The organism is Bacillus cereus group sp. MYBK195-1 (assembly GCF_051916605.1).
Taxonomy (GTDB): domain Bacteria; phylum Bacillota; class Bacilli; order Bacillales; family Bacillaceae_G; genus Bacillus_A; species Bacillus_A cereus.
Genome location: NZ_JBQAGZ010000002.1, coordinates 979,615 through 994,816 on the forward strand (window position 1 = coordinate 979,615; position 15,202 = coordinate 994,816).

Genomic DNA, 15,202 nt, shown 5'->3' on the forward strand with positions numbered 1-15,202 from the left:
AAATATGATTTTCTATTCGGAAATTTCAGTTTAATTTTTAATCGTAGGAAAGTCTTATAATACAAGCTCCTTTAAAATTAGTTTGTATTTAATGAAAAGAAAGTACATATCTTTATTATATTTTTAAATAACTAACTAGTAATAAAATGTTTTTTTACTAAAATTTTTTCAAGATTTGTATGCTTTATATAAACAATAATGATTTAAAAAATATCTGGGTGTAGCGAAGTTAACAATTATTGAGAAACTTTTTTGTCGTATTCTATCAAAAGGAAGAGGTAGAAACAAAGAGAATAACGAGAGTTAAGGAAGAGGGTATACAACTAGTAACCTTCTAAAAATAGGGCTAACATCTTTTAAAAATAAAAGATTAGCTATTATTAAGGAAGGGAAAATATAAAATATTATAAAGAACACCTTCTTTCAAAAAAATAGGGGGAGTAATATGCGACTGATGAGAAGATGTGTGGCCTTACTAATTGTATTTTTTATCATGGCTCCAACGATTAGCACAAATGTACAGGCAGAAGTTGTAAAAGAGCTTGGAAAGGGGTTTCCTGATACAGAAGTATTCACACCTGGAGAATGGTTTTTAGGCCAAAAACCTGCTAATTATGATGAGAATAAACCGCCAATTCTCTTTGTACAAGGAAGAAATGGTAATGCTGATAGTTGGTATGGAAAGACAGTATATCATGATATAAATGATATGTATGATTATGCTTTAAAAGCAGGCTATCAAACAGTGTTTATACAATTGTATGATGCTGCAGGGAAAGGTTCGGCTAGTCAGTGGGATAACGGAAAATTGTTAGCACAAAAACTTGAAGAAATATATAATCATTTCGGTAAAAAAGTTAATATTGTAGCGCATAGTAAAGGTGGTATTGATACACAAGCCGCATTAGTTGAATATGGTGCGAATCGATTTGTTGGAAATGTTATTACACTTGCTACACCGCATCACGGCTCAAATTTAGCAGATTTGTCATATAGTTGGTGGGCAGGGTGGCTTGCTTCTATATTAGGTCAAAAAGATGATGGTACGTATTCGTTACAAATAGGTGAAATGGCAAAGTTTCGTTCAATAATAGATAACAACCCAGCAGCTAAATTAAACCGTTACTATACGGCTACTGGAACTAGCTGGGGACCAACATTTTCTGCATTATCTATGGGCGGGTTATATTTATCATCGTACGGTTCAAATGATGGACTAGTAAATGAATGGAGTACGAAGCTATCGTACGGTACACATTTATTTACAGATTCCAGATTTGATCATGACAATATAAGAAAAGGATCAGCTGTTTTTGCACGAATTGAACCATATTTACGTACGACAAATGTGGGATTACCAGCTTTAGTAGCATCCAGCACTAGTTCAAATGAAGATCTAGAACAATTAAATACAACTTCAAATCAAAATATTTTAGGAGGCGAATTACCACAAAATCAGTGGATAGAGCAAAGTATTTCTGTTGATAAAAAGGCTGAAGGAATAGTTTCTGTACTAACTGCTTCTTCTGATGTAGAAGTACAAATGGTATCTCCAAAAGGAAAAATCTATGCAAATAAAGATAGCGCTATAACTACTGGTGAAGGCGAATCTTTCTTTAATGGGGCGACAATTAGAACGTTTAAGTTTGATAAATTAGAAGTAGGCGAATGGAAAATCAAAATGATGGCGAAGCAGTCGAAAGATGCATATTTAGTTGTAAGCGATTACAAGGATGATGCACCATTTGTTCTTCGAATGCCTACAAAAGTTAAAGTAAATAAACCTGAGTATAAACTGAAAAAATCACCTGTAGCACCTGAAATGAAAGGGGATCTTTCCATAACAGTAAGAGTCGTTAATAAAGAAGGTAAGTTAGTCTCTGAATTTAATGAATTACAAAATGTTAATACGAATACATTTACAGGTGCTTTGAAAGATATAAAACAACCGGGAGTATATAACGTTACGATGGATATAAAAGGGATGAATAAAGAAGGAAAACCATATAATCGTACGATTGTTAAGTCGGTTTATGTAGAGAAATAAGGAAGAATAAATAAGTATAATAAAAAAGTGCAGAAATCTTGTGTTAGAAAGAATTCTGCACTTTTTTATGTGGGGAGAGATAATAAAAGTTGAAAAAACTGTTATTCAATAAAAAAAGATGCTGAAATAGCATCTGAATGTGAAGAAATAATTTTAACTTAGTTTTGTAACTGTTAATTCCACTGAATTTATACCATTGTCACAAGTTACAATACTTTGACGATTAAAACCACTATTATTTCTAAGTTGAAGAGTTGAATTAGCAGGCACTGTAACAATCGTTTCGCCAACGAGTTGAAGACATTCGTTATTTGATGAAGTATTCATTTGAATAGCGAAATCACCTTGACTATCAGCAAGTGGATTGTTATTTAAAAATATAGTTATGACTGGGATATGTGGAAATACAGGATTTAAAGTAGTATTAATACTGGAAATGAACGAAACTCTATAATCACCAGCTTGTCTAAAGTGTATAGTAGTAGGGTTTAGTAAGGAAACACCTCCTGCTAAAGGTCCAACGTGATTAAATGGAAAAGGATTGCCAAAAGGAACAGTTATAAATTCAGTTTGCCAAAAAGTTCCGTATGCAGGACAGCTTCGTTTATGTGAATGGTCACATGAACATTTTTTATTTGAACTGGAAGAAGATTTGCATGAGCATTTTTTATACGAGTTTGAAGAATGATAGTATGAACCCAATATATTACCTCCTATTCTTAATAAATTTAAATCACATAGTAGTTTATGAAGATAAATCACAATTGGCGTGTATGCTTGTACTATAAAAGGAGATAGATTTGGAATATAAAGTGGTCAAATGATGAAGTGTAGTATTTGGGTATTACCTGTAACACCTTTTGAAGATGATAAGGTTTATAATTTGATAGAAAAATAAATGGCATTTCTAAATAGATTGAAGTAACGAGGAAACGTTTATCCCGCTATTTTCCGAGCAGTAAGACTCCCACCTCAAAATTCAGCGAAAGCAAAGAAGTTAGGTGGGGGATGAATTAAACCCCCACTCATTAAAATTTTACTTTACTATATTTATTTAGTCTGACAAAACAGAAATATTACCTTTAGCTGTATGGATGTTATCATTTGGTGAAGTTATGATATTTAACTGTATGTATATTAGGCTATTCAGTTTATCTTTTATTTGCGTAGCTGAGCAGGAAAAAGTCAGAAAATATAGAATAATGTACATATGAAGCATCATTTGTTTTTGGTGTGAATAGTAATTAAAGATACGCTAAAATATTTAAAATTGTAACGAAAGAGAGATTAAATAATAGAAGGAGCAACTTACATGGAAAATATATTAAAGGTATCTTCAAAATCAAGCCCAAATTCAGTCGCAGGTGCAATAGCAGGAGTACTAAGAACAAGTGGTAATGTGGAAATTCAAGCGATTGGGGCTGGAGCTATAAATCAAGCGATTAAAGCAATTGCGATTGCAAGAGGGTTCGTCGCTCCAAGTGGTATTGACTTAGCTTTTGTTCCAGCGTTTCAAGAGATTTCTATCAATAATGAAGAGAGAACAGCGATTAAATTAATTGTAGGCCCTAGAAAGAAAAGGTCTTAGTAGAAGAGAGCGTTACTATAAGGGAAAAAGCTAATAGACTTCCCAGGTTAGATACGTTATTTTATGTAACCGATCCTTGGGTGTGGACACGGCATTATACCGGACTCATGTCTGTTAATTTCTCCTTAAATTTAGCGCGTGTTCTAGATACTTAAAAATGCCAAATCCTTTGTGATATAAGGGATTTGGCATTTTTGATGTTTTTAAAAATAAACAACCCTAAAACTGCTCATTTAGAAGATTTAGTTTTAGTAGCGGCCATTGAACGTTTTTATGATAGTTTACCTGATAAATAGAAGAGTTTACCAATGAAAAGTAACTGGGGGATTCAAAAAATGAATCAAACTATTTTAGAGAAAGTCCTAAAATTTCGGGACGATAGGAACTGGAAGCAGTTCCACAATCCTAAAGATTTAGCTATTTCTCTTTCTTTAGAGGCGAGTGAGTTGTTGGAGAATTTTCAGTGGAAAAGCAGTGAGGAAGCTGTAGAAACAAAAAAAGAAGACATGAAAGATGAGTTGGCAGATGTACTCATTTATTCAATGTTGTTGGCAGATCAATTGGATATTGATTTAGAAGAGATTATTATAAACAAAATAGAAAAAAATAATAAAAAATATCCAGTAGAGAAATCTCGAGACTCTAAAAAGAAATATAATGAAATTTTAAAAAGGTGGAATTAAATATGTTATATCTTTTTACTGCAAGTAATGATAGTGCTATAAAAAATTTGGAAGCTACTATTGAAAAACCATATCCTATTTCTAAATGTTTAGCAGATTTAGATGCCGATACAGTAACTAAACTTAAAGATAATGAATTACATGAGAATGTATGTGGGGAGCAACTCCTGGTTCTTCAAATGTTGATAGATGGGAAAAGTTAAAAGAGGGTGACGGGATTTTAGCATATTCTAAAGGGGAATTTAAGTTTTTCGGGACAATTTTTGCTAAGACTCATAACCCAGATGTAGCTAGGGAAATTTGGAAAACAAACGATAATGATGAAACTTGGGAATACATCTATTTTATTAAGGATCTAAAACCTGTAAACATTAAAGCAATCGAATTCGCAGCTTTCTTTGGCTACAAATTGAACCATACACCACAAGGATTTACTAATATTGATTCAACAAAATTAGAAATTAAATTAGCAAAATATAAATCTATTGATAATATTATTAAAGCGTTGAATGAGAGCTTTATTCTTTCTGAGGATGAGCAAGAGGAAGATATGTATCAGGCTAATATTGATTCGGATTTTAGTAAAGTAAAGATTGCAGAAGAAGAGAAACCGGAAAATCGAAAAAAAACTAAAATGGAATCTGGTAGGGAAGTATGGCCTCGTGATCCGAAAAAAGCTAAACAAGCTATTAAACAGGCAGAATTTAAATGTGAAATAGATGACACACATGAAACATTTGTATCGGAAGCCAGCCGAAAAAATTATATGGAGGCCCATCATCTAATACCGTTAAGAATGCAACATGATTTTGAAAATAGTTTAGATGTTGTTGGAAATATAGTTAGTATATGTCCGAACTGTCATAGGTTGATTCATTATGGAAGAGACAAAGATAAGAAAAAAGTTTTAGAACTTCTCTTTGAACAAAGAAAAGATTCTTTGAAGAAGTTCGGTATTGAGGTATCTCTCAAAGAGCTATTTGGATACTATGGAATTCTAAAATAAGAATATTCATAGCTATAGTGAAGGTAGAATGTTTCATACTTAAACATAGCTATTATTGTGATGGAAATTTAAATTTCGTCTTTTGAAAGTATCAATAATTTGTATTATTTTTATAGGGTTATATATATTTCTTTTGCTCTGCTGTATAGCAGAGCTCTTTTTTTGTCGTACAAAAGCCACCTATATATGTGAAGTGCACCCCAATTGTTAGGCTGTGTCTAACAATTGGGGTGCACTTCAGTCCTGTCGGGCGGCTTCTTTTAATTTATATTCACCAATTCATCAAACTTAAACTTAGTATTCAAACCAAAAGCATCTGTACAATATATAATTTTCGTCATCGGTTCAATATGTAATACATTTATGTACATGTCTTGCACCATTCCATCACGATAGTATGAGATATGTATTTCTTCTTCCTCGTGAAAAGATTGCATTAACGCTCTTTCTATTCGTTCCATAGTATCTTGTGTTAAAAAAGGTTTAGGTACTTTATATTGTTCCTCAAACATACTATGTATTTCCTCGTATTGCTCCGGTATTGAAGCAAACGGATTCCATTTCACCATACCTCTTCCACGTACTACAGGAAAGCCGTTATATTCCATGATGTAATACCTCACGTTTGTTTTTTTAACTCCACTAAAAACAAACGTGTGTTCTTTTTTAAGGTTTGAAAAGGGACCAATTTGTTAACATGAATATTCAAAAATAATTTTTTCAAGTTAGAATATTCAAAAACTTATTTATGCAAACAAGCATGTCATGGTAACATTTAACAAAAGGGGGTAGAAGTAGATGAGTGTTGACATTATTTCTAAAGAAGAAATCACAAAATTATTAAACGACTGGTATCAAGCTATGATTTCACAACGTGTATTACAGTCTCAGAAAATAAAAGAGGATATTGCAAATAAAATCAATAATATTAAGGAAGACCAAACAATATTAGTCTACTACGCTTTATTGAATGCACGGTATAAACTGCTAATTCGGGATATGGATAGTACAAAAGATATTCTGGACAAAATCGAGCCTTTACCAGAGTCTACAGAAACATTTTTAGAGTACTATCATCATTTATTTAAAGCAATTTACGCTATTAATAAAGCAAACCATAGTGAAGCAAGAATGCAATTTGAAAAAGCTGAAACGTTTTTAGAGTACATGCATGATGAAATTGAAAAAGCTGAATTTAATTATTGGCTTGCAGTCCATTACTATCACGTATTAAAACCGATCTTAGCAGTTCAATTTGCTACAAAGGCGAATGAAGTATTTTCAATTAGTCCAGGGTATGAATTAAAAACTGCAGCATGCTTAAATACTTTAGGAATGGCACACATTCGACTAAATGAATTCGAAAGTGCAGAGGAATATTTACTTTCAGCACTAGGTACCTTCCAAAAATCTAATGATGAACTTCTTATTAAACGAGTTAAGCATAATTTAGGACTTTTATACGCAAGTCAAAACATGCCAGAGTTAGCAATTAAACACTTAGAGGATTCATTAGAAAATAACGCTAAAACTATGTTTCTTTTAGCAAGAGAACATTTTAAGTTAGGTTATAGTCATATCGCTAATGAATATATTGAGAATGGCTATAAGATTAGCGACTTATGTTACCGTCATCATTTCCGAATTTTAAAAGCAGTACATAACTATGTACCGCAAGAAGAATTAGAAAATGTGGTTATAGAAGGTATTTCGTATTTTGAAAAAGAAGAATTATATGATTGGGTAAAAGAATATGCTTCTCTTTTAGGTGAAATATTCTATGGTTCAGAAAATCACAGAAAAGCAAGCAAGTATTTGCACATCGCTTTAGATGCAGACAAAAAGAGCATAGAAAGAAGGGCGCTAAAATGAAAAAAGCAATCTTATTAATGATGATGTTATCCGCTGTTTTTACTTTTGGTCTTACTAATGTAAAAGACATACCACAAAACGAAGCAATTGAAGTGTTTATGGATCATGGAGAACATATTTAAAACCTAAGGAAGAGGGCGCTTATAGTGTCCTCTTTTTAATATCTATTATTTATATGATGAGGTTGCAGGTACGTCTTTTGGTTATTGTTTGATAAACGTAGGATGTTTCTAAAAATGTGTATACAAAGGTGTATTTTTGTACTGTATATGTTCACGTACTATATAAAAAAGTATGAAAATCTATAAAAATAATTATTTCAATAAAATTTGTTTTAGATATTAAAAAGTGCCAAAACCCTTGTGGTATAAGGGGTTTGGCACTTTTGTGTTTTTTATATTTTATCAAATAAACAACCCTAAAACTGCTCATTCTTCTCCCAAGATTCAACGATATAATGTGCAATCGTCGGATTGAAGCCTTTACCAACTAAAAACATAATCGCAGCAACTTCTGTTAATGCGTGTTCATGTGATGTATGTTTTGCTTCATTTAAACCGTAATCTACCCATGGTTTTACGAAATCTAGTACGGGTTTCTTGAAAGGTAAAAACTGTGTACCGACAACTTGTTGAATTTGTTGTTGTGTTGGTTCAGTAATTGGTCCAGGTGGCAATATTTGTGGTTGTGTAATGTCTAGTGTTGGTCCAGGCGGTAAAATTTGTGGTTGAGTTGGATCTATTGTTGGTGGTTTAGGTGGTGAGACACGTGCGTCGTAGTTTGGTTGATACATTTGTTGTTGGTATTGCGGTTGTTGTGGTTGAGTTGTGTATGGGTTTTGTGGTGCTACATATGGATTTTGAGGATATTGTTGTTCTTGGTTTTGTGGTGCTACATATGGATTTTGAGGATATTGTTGTTCTTGGTTTTGTGGTACTGCATATGGATTTTGAGGATATTGTTGTTCTTGGTTTTGTGGTATTACATATGGATTTTGAGGATATCGCTGTTCTTGATTTTGTGGTGCTGCATATGGATTTTGAGGATATTCATAATTTGGACGTGTGTCATATGGATTTTGTTGAAATTCAGTTTCTAGGTTTTGCTTTGTTGCATATGGGTTTTCGTCATATTGTGGCTCTTGCTGTTGTAACTCTTGTTCTTCGTATTGTTCTGTGTATCTCTGTTCTTGTTGTTGAGGATACAATGGTTGCCTTGGATAAGGCGGTTGATTATTATAGAACATGTTTATTCCTCCTTCATGATGATGCCTACCACCTAGTGTATGGGCGGACAAGAAAATATGTGATGAAAAAATGCGGGCGTGTTACAATAAGTAACTGGGTGAAGATAAAATGACAAAACAAGAAAAAATTCAAAAAACAATTACTTTTGTAAAACATATTTTAGAAAAAGATGCGAGTGGGCATGATTGGTATCATATTGAACGTGTACATAAAATGGCGATTTCTTTATCTGAGCAAGAAGGTGGAAATCGTTTTATAATTGAAATGGCAGCATTACTTCACGATGTGGCAGATGAAAAGCTAAATGAAAGTGAAGAAGCAGGAATGAAAAAAGTTTCTGATTGGTTAGAAGAGCTACGTGTTGAAGAAAAGGAAAGTAAACATATTCTTCATATCATCGCCAATATGTCTTATAAAGGTGGTCATGGCGGTAAAGTGGATTCACTTGAAGGGAAGCTTGTTCAAGATGCGGATCGCTTAGACGCCCTTGGAGCAATTGGAATAGCTCGTACCTTTGCATATGGCGGGGCGAAAGGGAGATTAATGTATGACCCAACTATTCCGCCGCGTGAAGAAATGACGAAAGAAGAGTATAGAAAAAATAATGATCCATCTTTAAATCATTTTTATGAAAAACTTTTGAAATTAAAAGATTTAATGAATACGAATGCAGCAAAACAAGAGGCTGAAATTCGTCATCGTTATATGGAACAGTTTATTGAACAATTTATGAAAGAGTGGAATGCACAAATATGAAAATGTTAACTGTGGAGAACTTATCAAAATCATATGGGGAAAAGCCGTTATTTAATGGATTATCATGTAGTATTACAGAAGGACAACGTGTCGGAATTATTGGTGTAAACGGAACTGGTAAATCGACATTATTAAAAATAATTGCAGGATTAGAAACTCCTGATACAGGTGATATGACGCATTCACGTGGGTATACAATTAGTTATTTATCACAGCAACCAGAGTTTGATGAAAAACTGACAGTATTAGAGCAAGTGTTCCATGGTGATACACCTTTAATTCGTCTTCTTCGTGATTATGAAAAAGCACTATTAAATATTGAAAAAGATCCAAGTAATGAAAAAGTACAGGAACAATTATTTGTAGTGCAGCAACGTATGGATGCAATGAGTGCATGGGAAGCAAATGCAAATGCGAAATCTCTTTTAACGAAATTAGGAATTACGGACTTCACTGCAATTGTTGGGAATTTATCTGGTGGACAGAAAAAACGTATCGCAATGGCACAATGTTTTATTGAAACACCGGATTTATTAATTTTAGACGAGCCTACGAACCATCTTGACCATGAGACAGTTGAATGGTTAGAAGAATATTTAGCGAGATATACAGGTTCGGTATTACTTGTAACCCATGATCGTTATTTCTTAGATCGTGTGACGAATCGTATTTTTGAATTAGATAATGGTAAACTATATAGCTACGAAGGAAACTATAGTACATTTTTAGAAGCGAAAGCACTTCGTGAAGAGCAAGAATTGGCACAAGAATCGAAACGCCAAAATTTATATCGTCGTGAACTTGCTTGGATTCGTCGTGGTGCAAAAGCCCGTTCTACGAAACAAAAGGCGCGTATTCAGCGTTTTGATGAGCTAAAGGCACAAGAAGGACCAGCTGCAAAACAGTCAGTTGATATTGCACTTAGCGGTAGCCGTCTTGGGAAAAAAGTACTTGAGTTAAAAGATGTAACGAAAAAATTTGGTGATAAAACGGTATTAAACAACTTTAATCATATCGTGAAACCAGGCGATCGCATCGGAATTATTGGAGCGAATGGAAGCGGGAAATCTTCGCTATTAAATATGCTTGCAGGTAAGTTATCTCCTGATAGTGGTGAAATTGAAGTTGGGCAAACTGTAAAAGTTGCTTATTATACGCAAGAAAATGAAGAGATGAATTTAAATCAGCGTATGATTGAATACATTAAAGAGATTGCAGAAGTTATTCATACGACAGATGGAAAAGTAATTGGTGCATCTCAAATGTTAGAACGTTTCTTATTCCCGACGCATTCACATGGTACACCACTTGGTAAACTATCTGGTGGTGAAAGAAGACGTTTATATTTATTACGTATTTTAATGGGAGAACCAAACGTACTTTTACTTGATGAACCTACGAACGATCTAGATACACAAACATTAACAGTACTAGAAGATTATTTAGAAGATTTCCCAGGTGTCGTTTTAACTGTATCGCATGACCGTTACTTCTTAGATAAAGTAGTAGATGAACTGTTCATCTTTACTGGCGGAGGCGAAGTGCGTGAGTTTCTAGGTAGTTATACAGATTATTTAGAAATGGAAAAAACGAGAGGACTTATGGAGAAAGCGGAAGTTCAAAAAGAGAAAAAAGTTGTAGAAGAAGCTCCAAAACAACAACGTAAACGTAAACTTTCATACAATGAGCAGCGTGAATGGGAAACGATTGAAGATACAATTGCCGAACTTGAAGAGAAAATTGAGTCAATTGGAGAAGAACTTGCGAAAGTTGGATCTGACTTCACAAAGGCACAAGAATTATCTGAAGCACAGCAGAAAACAGAAGAAGAGCTAGAAAAAAAGATGGAAAGATGGAGTGAACTATCAGACATCGTTGAAGGATTAAAATAAAAACAAGCTGCATATATTGAAAAGTAAAGAGAAAAACTTTACACTATTGGTAGAACCTATTTTAGGAGGGAAAAAATGAGAACATCTAATCCAATGCTGAAAAAAGAGGCATTCCGTAAAGAGGGAGCAAGTGCTTCTGCGATGACGATTGGCGGAACAGTAGGCAAAACGTTTATTATGCTTATCTTGCTACTTGCAACGTCTGTCTATTCATACATACAGATGATGCAGGGGACGATGAAGATGCCAGTATTAATTGGTGCTTTAATCGTTGCGGCAATCATCGCATTCGCGTCTATGTTCTTCCCGCGCATTTCACCTTTTGGTGCACCAATCTATGCAGCGGTAGAAGGGGTTGTGTTAGGAAGTATTTCAGCAGTTTATACAATGAAATTTGGCGATTCTATCGTTTTAAATGCTGTATTACTAACAATCTCAATTCTATTTGCAATGTTAGTGTTATATGCAACACGTGTAGTAAAAGTAACGGATAAATTCCGTACAGGCGTTATGGCAGCAACACTTGGAATTATGGTTATGTATTTAGTCGTATTCCTACTAAATATGTTTGGTGTAACTGTTCCATACATTCACCAAGGTGGTACAATCGGTATTATTATTAGTGCAGTTGTTATTGTAGTTGCTGCATTAAACTTATTACTAGATTTCGATTTAATCGAAAATGGTGTACGTAGTCAAGCTCCGAAATATATGGAGTGGTATACTGCGATGGGACTAATGCTTACATTAGTATGGTTATACTTAGAAATTCTTCGTTTCGTTTCTTACTTTACGAAAAATGACTAATAAAAAAATCCTGCATGAGAAATGCAGGATTTTTTTATTTTTAAAGATAAATTGATTTTATGGTATAATATGGATATTGGTAACTTGAGTTAAGGGGGGATGGAATATGATGAAAGAGAAGAAAGGGATTATGAAAAAACTATTTTCTAAAAGTTTTTTCATAGAACTAGATGAAGCTTTAACGTATCCATCATCAAAAGTTATTACTTCAGCGATTGAAGGATATGCAACTGAATGCAATGAAAGACTAAAATTTGAGAGTAAAGTTAAACCGATTACTTTCTACTTAGAAAATGTAATGTACCGTGCTGAAATAAAGATGGCTCGCGGAGGATATTACATATCTTGTACTGAAGTGTAATAAATTTTGAAACCATACATGTTTGAACTATGTATGGTTTCTTTTTTTGTTTTGTAAGGTCCAAAATAATACTTTCTACTTACGGATATATCATTTTGTGCTTTTTACCATTCAAACATTTCTCCTTACAATGAAGAAAAACATGTGAGGTGGTATAACTTATGATGAATCGAGTTGTATTAATCGGTAGATTGACAAAGGAGCCAGAATTATACTACACAAAACAAGGCGTCGCTTATGCACGAATATGTGTTGCGGTGAATAGAGGATTTCGAAATAGTTTAGGTGAACAACAAGTCGATTTTATTAATTGTGTCGTTTGGCGCAAATCGGCTGAGAATGTAGCTGAATATTGTAAGAAGGGGTCGCTCGTTGGGATTACAGGGCGTATTCAGACTAGTAATTACGATGATGAACAAGGCAAGAGAATATATAGAACTGAAGTTGTGATTGAGAGTATTACCTTTTTGGAGAGAAGGCGGGAGGGGGCATCGTAATAAAAGGTGATTTTAAGTAATAGCTTCGGAAAAAATTGTGGAAAGTATTTTAATAAACTTAAAGAGGGGATACCGCCAGCTTTTTTGAAAAAACAAGTAAAGAGTATACAAAATTTTATAACGTTTTTTGGCTAATCCAGTAACAAACGAGAATCGTAAAACCCATCACAGGATAGGAATGTATAAAAAGATGAATCGAGTGATAGAAAATAAAAAAAGGGATTCCTTCTGAGAGTAAGGAATCCTCCTTTTTGTTGCTACCGATAATAGGACGTTATGTTAATTAGAAATGTATACTATATTCATAAAATTGGAACTGTTCAATTTATTTAAAAAAACTATAGTTGAAATTCTTTCTTTATAATTTCAGCTACTTCTGTAGCATTTAAATTCGTATTATTGATCCTTATATAATTTTTCTCTGTAATTTCTCCTTCTCTTGAATTTAATCTAAAATTTTCAAATGTGCTTAATAAATTTTGTTCAGATTGTTCAATATTTCTTTTCGTTGGCTTATGTTCAAGTCGATGAGGTGTTTTATTTCGTTGAAGTCTTTCTTCTACATCAGCTTCTAATTCAACAAAATAAATATCAACCCCTTGGGAACGAAAAATATTACATATACTTTCAACATCATCCCAATCGTTCTTTTCATTAAACGCCCATACGTATGTAAAAATCATTCCATAATGTTCACTCTTTGAAAATGATTGAAATATTTCCTTTCGAAAAAGATGGGTCAATCGCCACATTTCCGAAGAGAATCCATACAATGGCTCCAATAAATCAATTGTCATATGGTTATGAAATAATTTTAAATCAGTCATCTTTGCTAGTTCTTGTCCAACTGTCATTTTCCCAACTGCTTGTGGCCCAAATATCAAAACAAACTTTTTCATCGAATTCCCTCCAAAAAATAATAAGACATTAATTACAAAATAAGAGATTCTGTAAATGTATCATAATCAAAATATTTTGTAGAATCTATATACTTTTCTGCCTTTTGTATTATAAAAATAGTTGTCTTCCAATAACGAAAATTATGTAAATAAGCTATCCATATGGATAGCTTATTATATTTTTTTGCTTAGCGTGTTTTTTTCAAAAATACTGGCGATGCCTCAAGAAATGGATGAAAAATAAAAATCATCGGAAACGAAATCTTTTAAAATCTCATTCCTAATTTGAAATGTAAAAAAGAATGAAATAGTATGGTAGCGGGACGAAAGTAGTAAAATTAAGCATCCGAGTAGGAGTATAGAGTGATAACATGTTACAATACAGCTAAGAACATGCAATAAAGGAGAGTTTTTTACGTGAAGATTAAAGCAATTGAACCGACGCCAAGTCCAAATACAATGAAAGTTATTTTGAATGAAGTATTACCATCAGGAGCGCGTAATAATTATACAAATGAAAATAAAGAACAAGCACCAATGCAAGTGCAAGAAATTTTGAAAATTGAAGGCATTAAAGGTGTATATCATGTAGCCGACTTTTTAGCAGTGGAGCGAAATGCGAAGTATGACTGGAAAGTTTTATTACAACAAGTTCGTGCTGTTTTCGGCGAAGAAGTATTGGAAGAAAGTGAAGAACAACAACTTGCTCATTTTGGAGAAGTGAAAGTGTTTGTTCAAATGTTCTTTACAATTCCAATGCAAGTAAAGTTAACAGATGGAACGACGGAAGAACGTGTTGGTTTACCAGATCGTTTTAAAGAATCAATTATGAAAGTGCAAATGTCTGCACCAAACGTTGTAAAAGAGCGTAAATGGGTAGAACAAAGTACACGTTACGGTAATTTTGAAGAAATTGGGAAAGAAGTAGTGGAAGAGATTGTTGCTGCTTATTCAGAAGAACGTGTAAATGAAACGGTTAAAGAATTATTAAATCAAGCAGGTGCTGTTGAAGTAACGATTCAAAAGCGTGAGCCATATAAAGTAACAGAAGAGATGATGAAAGATTCTGACTGGAAAAACCGTTTTGCAGCATTAGAACAAATGGATCCTACTGAAGAAGATATTCCAGTGTTGAAGATGGCGTTAGATGATGAAAAAGTTTCAATACGCCGCTTAGCAACAGCGTATTTAGGTATGGTAAAAGGTGATGAAGTATTACCGTTATTATATAAAGCGTTGTTAGATCGCTCTGTAAGTGTTCGCCGTACTGCAGGAGATTGTTTATCAGATGTAGGTGATCCGGCAGCGATGTTCGTTATGATTAAATCTCTGAAAGATCCAAGTAAATTAGTACGCTGGCGTGCAGCGATGTTCTTATTTGAACTTGGAGATGAAAGTGCGATTCCGGCATTAAAAGCAGCGCAAGATGATCCAGAGTTTGAAGTAGCGATGCAAGCACGTCTAGCATTAGAGCGTATTGAAGGCGGAGAAGAAGCAAAAGGTTCTGTATGGAAACAAATGACGGAGTCACGTAAAGGGGAATAATG

At 33.7% G+C, this 15,202-nt stretch carries 17 protein-coding genes; 13 read left to right on the forward strand and 4 right to left on the reverse strand.

Annotated elements, in window-relative coordinates:
* Positions 1 to 445 precede the first annotated feature (445 nt).
* A complete protein-coding gene (locus ACTFRY_RS14750; protein WP_001238707.1) occupies positions 446 to 2,047 on the forward strand; it encodes an esterase/lipase family protein in 1,602 nt (533 codons plus the stop codon).
* 153 nt (positions 2,048 to 2,200) lie between these two features.
* Here the strand turns inward: ACTFRY_RS14750 and ACTFRY_RS14755 are convergent, their stop codons facing one another.
* Positions 2,201 to 2,749 carry a preprotein translocase gene (locus ACTFRY_RS14755; protein ID WP_136986150.1) on the reverse strand — a complete coding sequence of 183 codons (549 nt, stop codon included), beginning with the start codon at positions 2,747 to 2,749 and terminating at the stop codon, positions 2,201 to 2,203.
* Between the two features lie 610 nt (positions 2,750 to 3,359).
* Between ACTFRY_RS14755 and ACTFRY_RS14760 the strand changes: the two genes are divergently transcribed.
* The 4 genes from ACTFRY_RS14760 (at position 3,360) to ACTFRY_RS14775 (ending at position 5,324) form a co-directional block, all read left to right on the forward strand.
* The gene (locus ACTFRY_RS14760; protein WP_000427801.1) at positions 3,360 to 3,635 is read left to right on the forward strand and encodes a stage V sporulation protein S; all 276 of its coding nucleotides are present in this window, start codon (positions 3,360 to 3,362) and stop codon (positions 3,633 to 3,635) included.
* Between the two features lie 335 nt (positions 3,636 to 3,970).
* Positions 3,971 to 4,318 carry a nucleotide pyrophosphohydrolase gene (locus tag ACTFRY_RS14765; RefSeq protein ID WP_044797225.1) on the forward strand — a complete coding sequence of 116 codons (348 nt, stop codon included), beginning with the start codon at positions 3,971 to 3,973 and terminating at the stop codon, positions 4,316 to 4,318.
* A 2-nt stretch (positions 4,319 to 4,320) separates the two neighbouring features.
* Positions 4,321 to 4,521, forward strand: a complete 201-nt coding sequence (locus tag ACTFRY_RS14770; RefSeq protein WP_241669928.1) for a hypothetical protein — start codon at positions 4,321 to 4,323, stop codon at positions 4,519 to 4,521.
* Complete coding sequence (locus ACTFRY_RS14775) at positions 4,470 to 5,324, forward strand: HNH endonuclease (protein WP_229172705.1); 855 nt, start codon at positions 4,470 to 4,472, stop codon at positions 5,322 to 5,324. The genes ACTFRY_RS14770 and ACTFRY_RS14775 overlap by 52 nt, the downstream gene beginning before the upstream one ends.
* A 260-nt stretch (positions 5,325 to 5,584) precedes the next feature.
* On the opposite strand, the gene ACTFRY_RS14780 is transcribed toward ACTFRY_RS14775, so the two are convergent.
* Positions 5,585 to 5,932, reverse strand: a complete 348-nt coding sequence (locus ACTFRY_RS14780) for a YolD-like family protein (RefSeq protein WP_044797204.1) — start codon at positions 5,930 to 5,932, stop codon at positions 5,585 to 5,587.
* 190 nt (positions 5,933 to 6,122) lie between these two features.
* On the opposite strand from ACTFRY_RS14780, the gene ACTFRY_RS14785 reads away from it, so the two are divergent.
* Both ACTFRY_RS14785 and ACTFRY_RS14790 read left to right on the forward strand, forming a co-directional pair.
* On the forward strand, positions 6,123 to 7,196 hold the full coding sequence (locus ACTFRY_RS14785) for a tetratricopeptide repeat protein (protein ID WP_000109855.1): 1,074 nt from the start codon (positions 6,123 to 6,125) through the stop codon (positions 7,194 to 7,196).
* The gene (locus tag ACTFRY_RS14790; protein WP_000709202.1) at positions 7,193 to 7,318 is read left to right on the forward strand and encodes a hypothetical protein; all 126 of its coding nucleotides are present in this window, start codon (positions 7,193 to 7,195) and stop codon (positions 7,316 to 7,318) included. Before ACTFRY_RS14785 ends, ACTFRY_RS14790 begins: the two co-directional genes overlap by 4 nt.
* A 296-nt stretch (positions 7,319 to 7,614) precedes the next feature.
* Here ACTFRY_RS14790 and ACTFRY_RS14795 read toward each other — a convergent pair whose 3' ends face one another.
* Positions 7,615 to 8,442, reverse strand: a complete 828-nt coding sequence (locus ACTFRY_RS14795; protein ID WP_098616737.1) for a hypothetical protein — start codon at positions 8,440 to 8,442, stop codon at positions 7,615 to 7,617.
* Positions 8,443 to 8,551: 109 nt separating this feature from the next.
* Here ACTFRY_RS14795 and ACTFRY_RS14800 point away from each other — a divergent pair, with 109 nt between their 5' ends.
* The 5 genes from ACTFRY_RS14800 (at position 8,552) to ACTFRY_RS14820 (ending at position 12,756) form a co-directional block, all read left to right on the forward strand.
* Positions 8,552 to 9,199, forward strand: a complete 648-nt coding sequence (locus ACTFRY_RS14800; RefSeq protein WP_000165969.1) for an HD domain-containing protein — start codon at positions 8,552 to 8,554, stop codon at positions 9,197 to 9,199.
* Complete coding sequence (locus ACTFRY_RS14805; RefSeq protein ID WP_098616738.1) at positions 9,196 to 11,091, forward strand: ABC-F family ATP-binding cassette domain-containing protein; 1,896 nt, start codon at positions 9,196 to 9,198, stop codon at positions 11,089 to 11,091. The genes ACTFRY_RS14800 and ACTFRY_RS14805 overlap by 4 nt, the downstream gene beginning before the upstream one ends.
* Before the next feature lie 75 nt (positions 11,092 to 11,166).
* Positions 11,167 to 11,898 (forward strand): Bax inhibitor-1/YccA family protein, encoded by a 732-nt coding sequence (locus ACTFRY_RS14810; protein ID WP_001260655.1) that lies wholly within the window; start codon positions 11,167 to 11,169, stop codon positions 11,896 to 11,898.
* 106 nt (positions 11,899 to 12,004) lie between these two features.
* Complete coding sequence (locus tag ACTFRY_RS14815; protein WP_000975140.1) at positions 12,005 to 12,259, forward strand: DUF4318 domain-containing protein; 255 nt, start codon at positions 12,005 to 12,007, stop codon at positions 12,257 to 12,259.
* 161 nt (positions 12,260 to 12,420) lie between these two features.
* Complete coding sequence (locus tag ACTFRY_RS14820; protein WP_000982014.1) at positions 12,421 to 12,756, forward strand: single-stranded DNA-binding protein; 336 nt, start codon at positions 12,421 to 12,423, stop codon at positions 12,754 to 12,756.
* Positions 12,757 to 13,094: 338 nt separating this feature from the next.
* Here the strand turns inward: ACTFRY_RS14820 and ACTFRY_RS14825 are convergent, their stop codons facing one another.
* On the reverse strand, positions 13,095 to 13,655 hold the full coding sequence (locus ACTFRY_RS14825; RefSeq protein WP_000714951.1) for an AAA family ATPase: 561 nt from the start codon (positions 13,653 to 13,655) through the stop codon (positions 13,095 to 13,097).
* A 417-nt stretch (positions 13,656 to 14,072) separates the two neighbouring features.
* Here ACTFRY_RS14825 and ACTFRY_RS14830 point away from each other — a divergent pair, with 417 nt between their 5' ends.
* The gene (locus ACTFRY_RS14830) at positions 14,073 to 15,200 is read left to right on the forward strand and encodes a conserved virulence factor C family protein (protein WP_000692564.1); all 1,128 of its coding nucleotides are present in this window, start codon (positions 14,073 to 14,075) and stop codon (positions 15,198 to 15,200) included.
* The last annotated feature ends 2 nt before the right edge of the window (positions 15,201 to 15,202 follow it).

Excerpts from the sequence above, each read along its gene's own strand:
- ACTFRY_RS14790 (WP_000709202.1), top strand. The coding sequence starts at position 7,193 with ATGAAAAAAGCAATCTTATTAATGATGATGTTATCCGCTGTTTTTACT.
- ACTFRY_RS14800 (WP_000165969.1), top strand. The coding sequence starts at position 8,552 with ATGACAAAACAAGAAAAAATTCAAAAAACAATTACTTTTGTAAAACAT.
- ACTFRY_RS14750 (WP_001238707.1), top strand. The coding sequence starts at position 446 with ATGCGACTGATGAGAAGATGTGTGGCCTTACTAATTGTATTTTTTATC.
- ACTFRY_RS14825 (WP_000714951.1), bottom strand. The coding sequence starts at position 13,655 with ATGAAAAAGTTTGTTTTGATATTTGGGCCACAAGCAGTTGGGAAAATG.
- ACTFRY_RS14765 (WP_044797225.1), top strand. The coding sequence starts at position 3,971 with ATGAATCAAACTATTTTAGAGAAAGTCCTAAAATTTCGGGACGATAGG.
- ACTFRY_RS14785 (WP_000109855.1), top strand. The coding sequence starts at position 6,123 with ATGAGTGTTGACATTATTTCTAAAGAAGAAATCACAAAATTATTAAAC.
- ACTFRY_RS14775 (WP_229172705.1), top strand. The coding sequence starts at position 4,470 with ATGTGGGGAGCAACTCCTGGTTCTTCAAATGTTGATAGATGGGAAAAG.
- ACTFRY_RS14780 (WP_044797204.1), bottom strand. The coding sequence starts at position 5,932 with ATGGAATATAACGGCTTTCCTGTAGTACGTGGAAGAGGTATGGTGAAA.
- ACTFRY_RS14805 (WP_098616738.1), top strand. The coding sequence starts at position 9,196 with ATGAAAATGTTAACTGTGGAGAACTTATCAAAATCATATGGGGAAAAG.
- ACTFRY_RS14815 (WP_000975140.1), top strand. The coding sequence starts at position 12,005 with ATGATGAAAGAGAAGAAAGGGATTATGAAAAAACTATTTTCTAAAAGT.
- ACTFRY_RS14820 (WP_000982014.1), top strand. The coding sequence starts at position 12,421 with ATGATGAATCGAGTTGTATTAATCGGTAGATTGACAAAGGAGCCAGAA.
- ACTFRY_RS14760 (WP_000427801.1), top strand. The coding sequence starts at position 3,360 with ATGGAAAATATATTAAAGGTATCTTCAAAATCAAGCCCAAATTCAGTC.
- ACTFRY_RS14770 (WP_241669928.1), top strand. The coding sequence starts at position 4,321 with ATGTTATATCTTTTTACTGCAAGTAATGATAGTGCTATAAAAAATTTG.
- ACTFRY_RS14810 (WP_001260655.1), top strand. The coding sequence starts at position 11,167 with ATGAGAACATCTAATCCAATGCTGAAAAAAGAGGCATTCCGTAAAGAG.
- ACTFRY_RS14795 (WP_098616737.1), bottom strand. The coding sequence starts at position 8,442 with ATGTTCTATAATAATCAACCGCCTTATCCAAGGCAACCATTGTATCCT.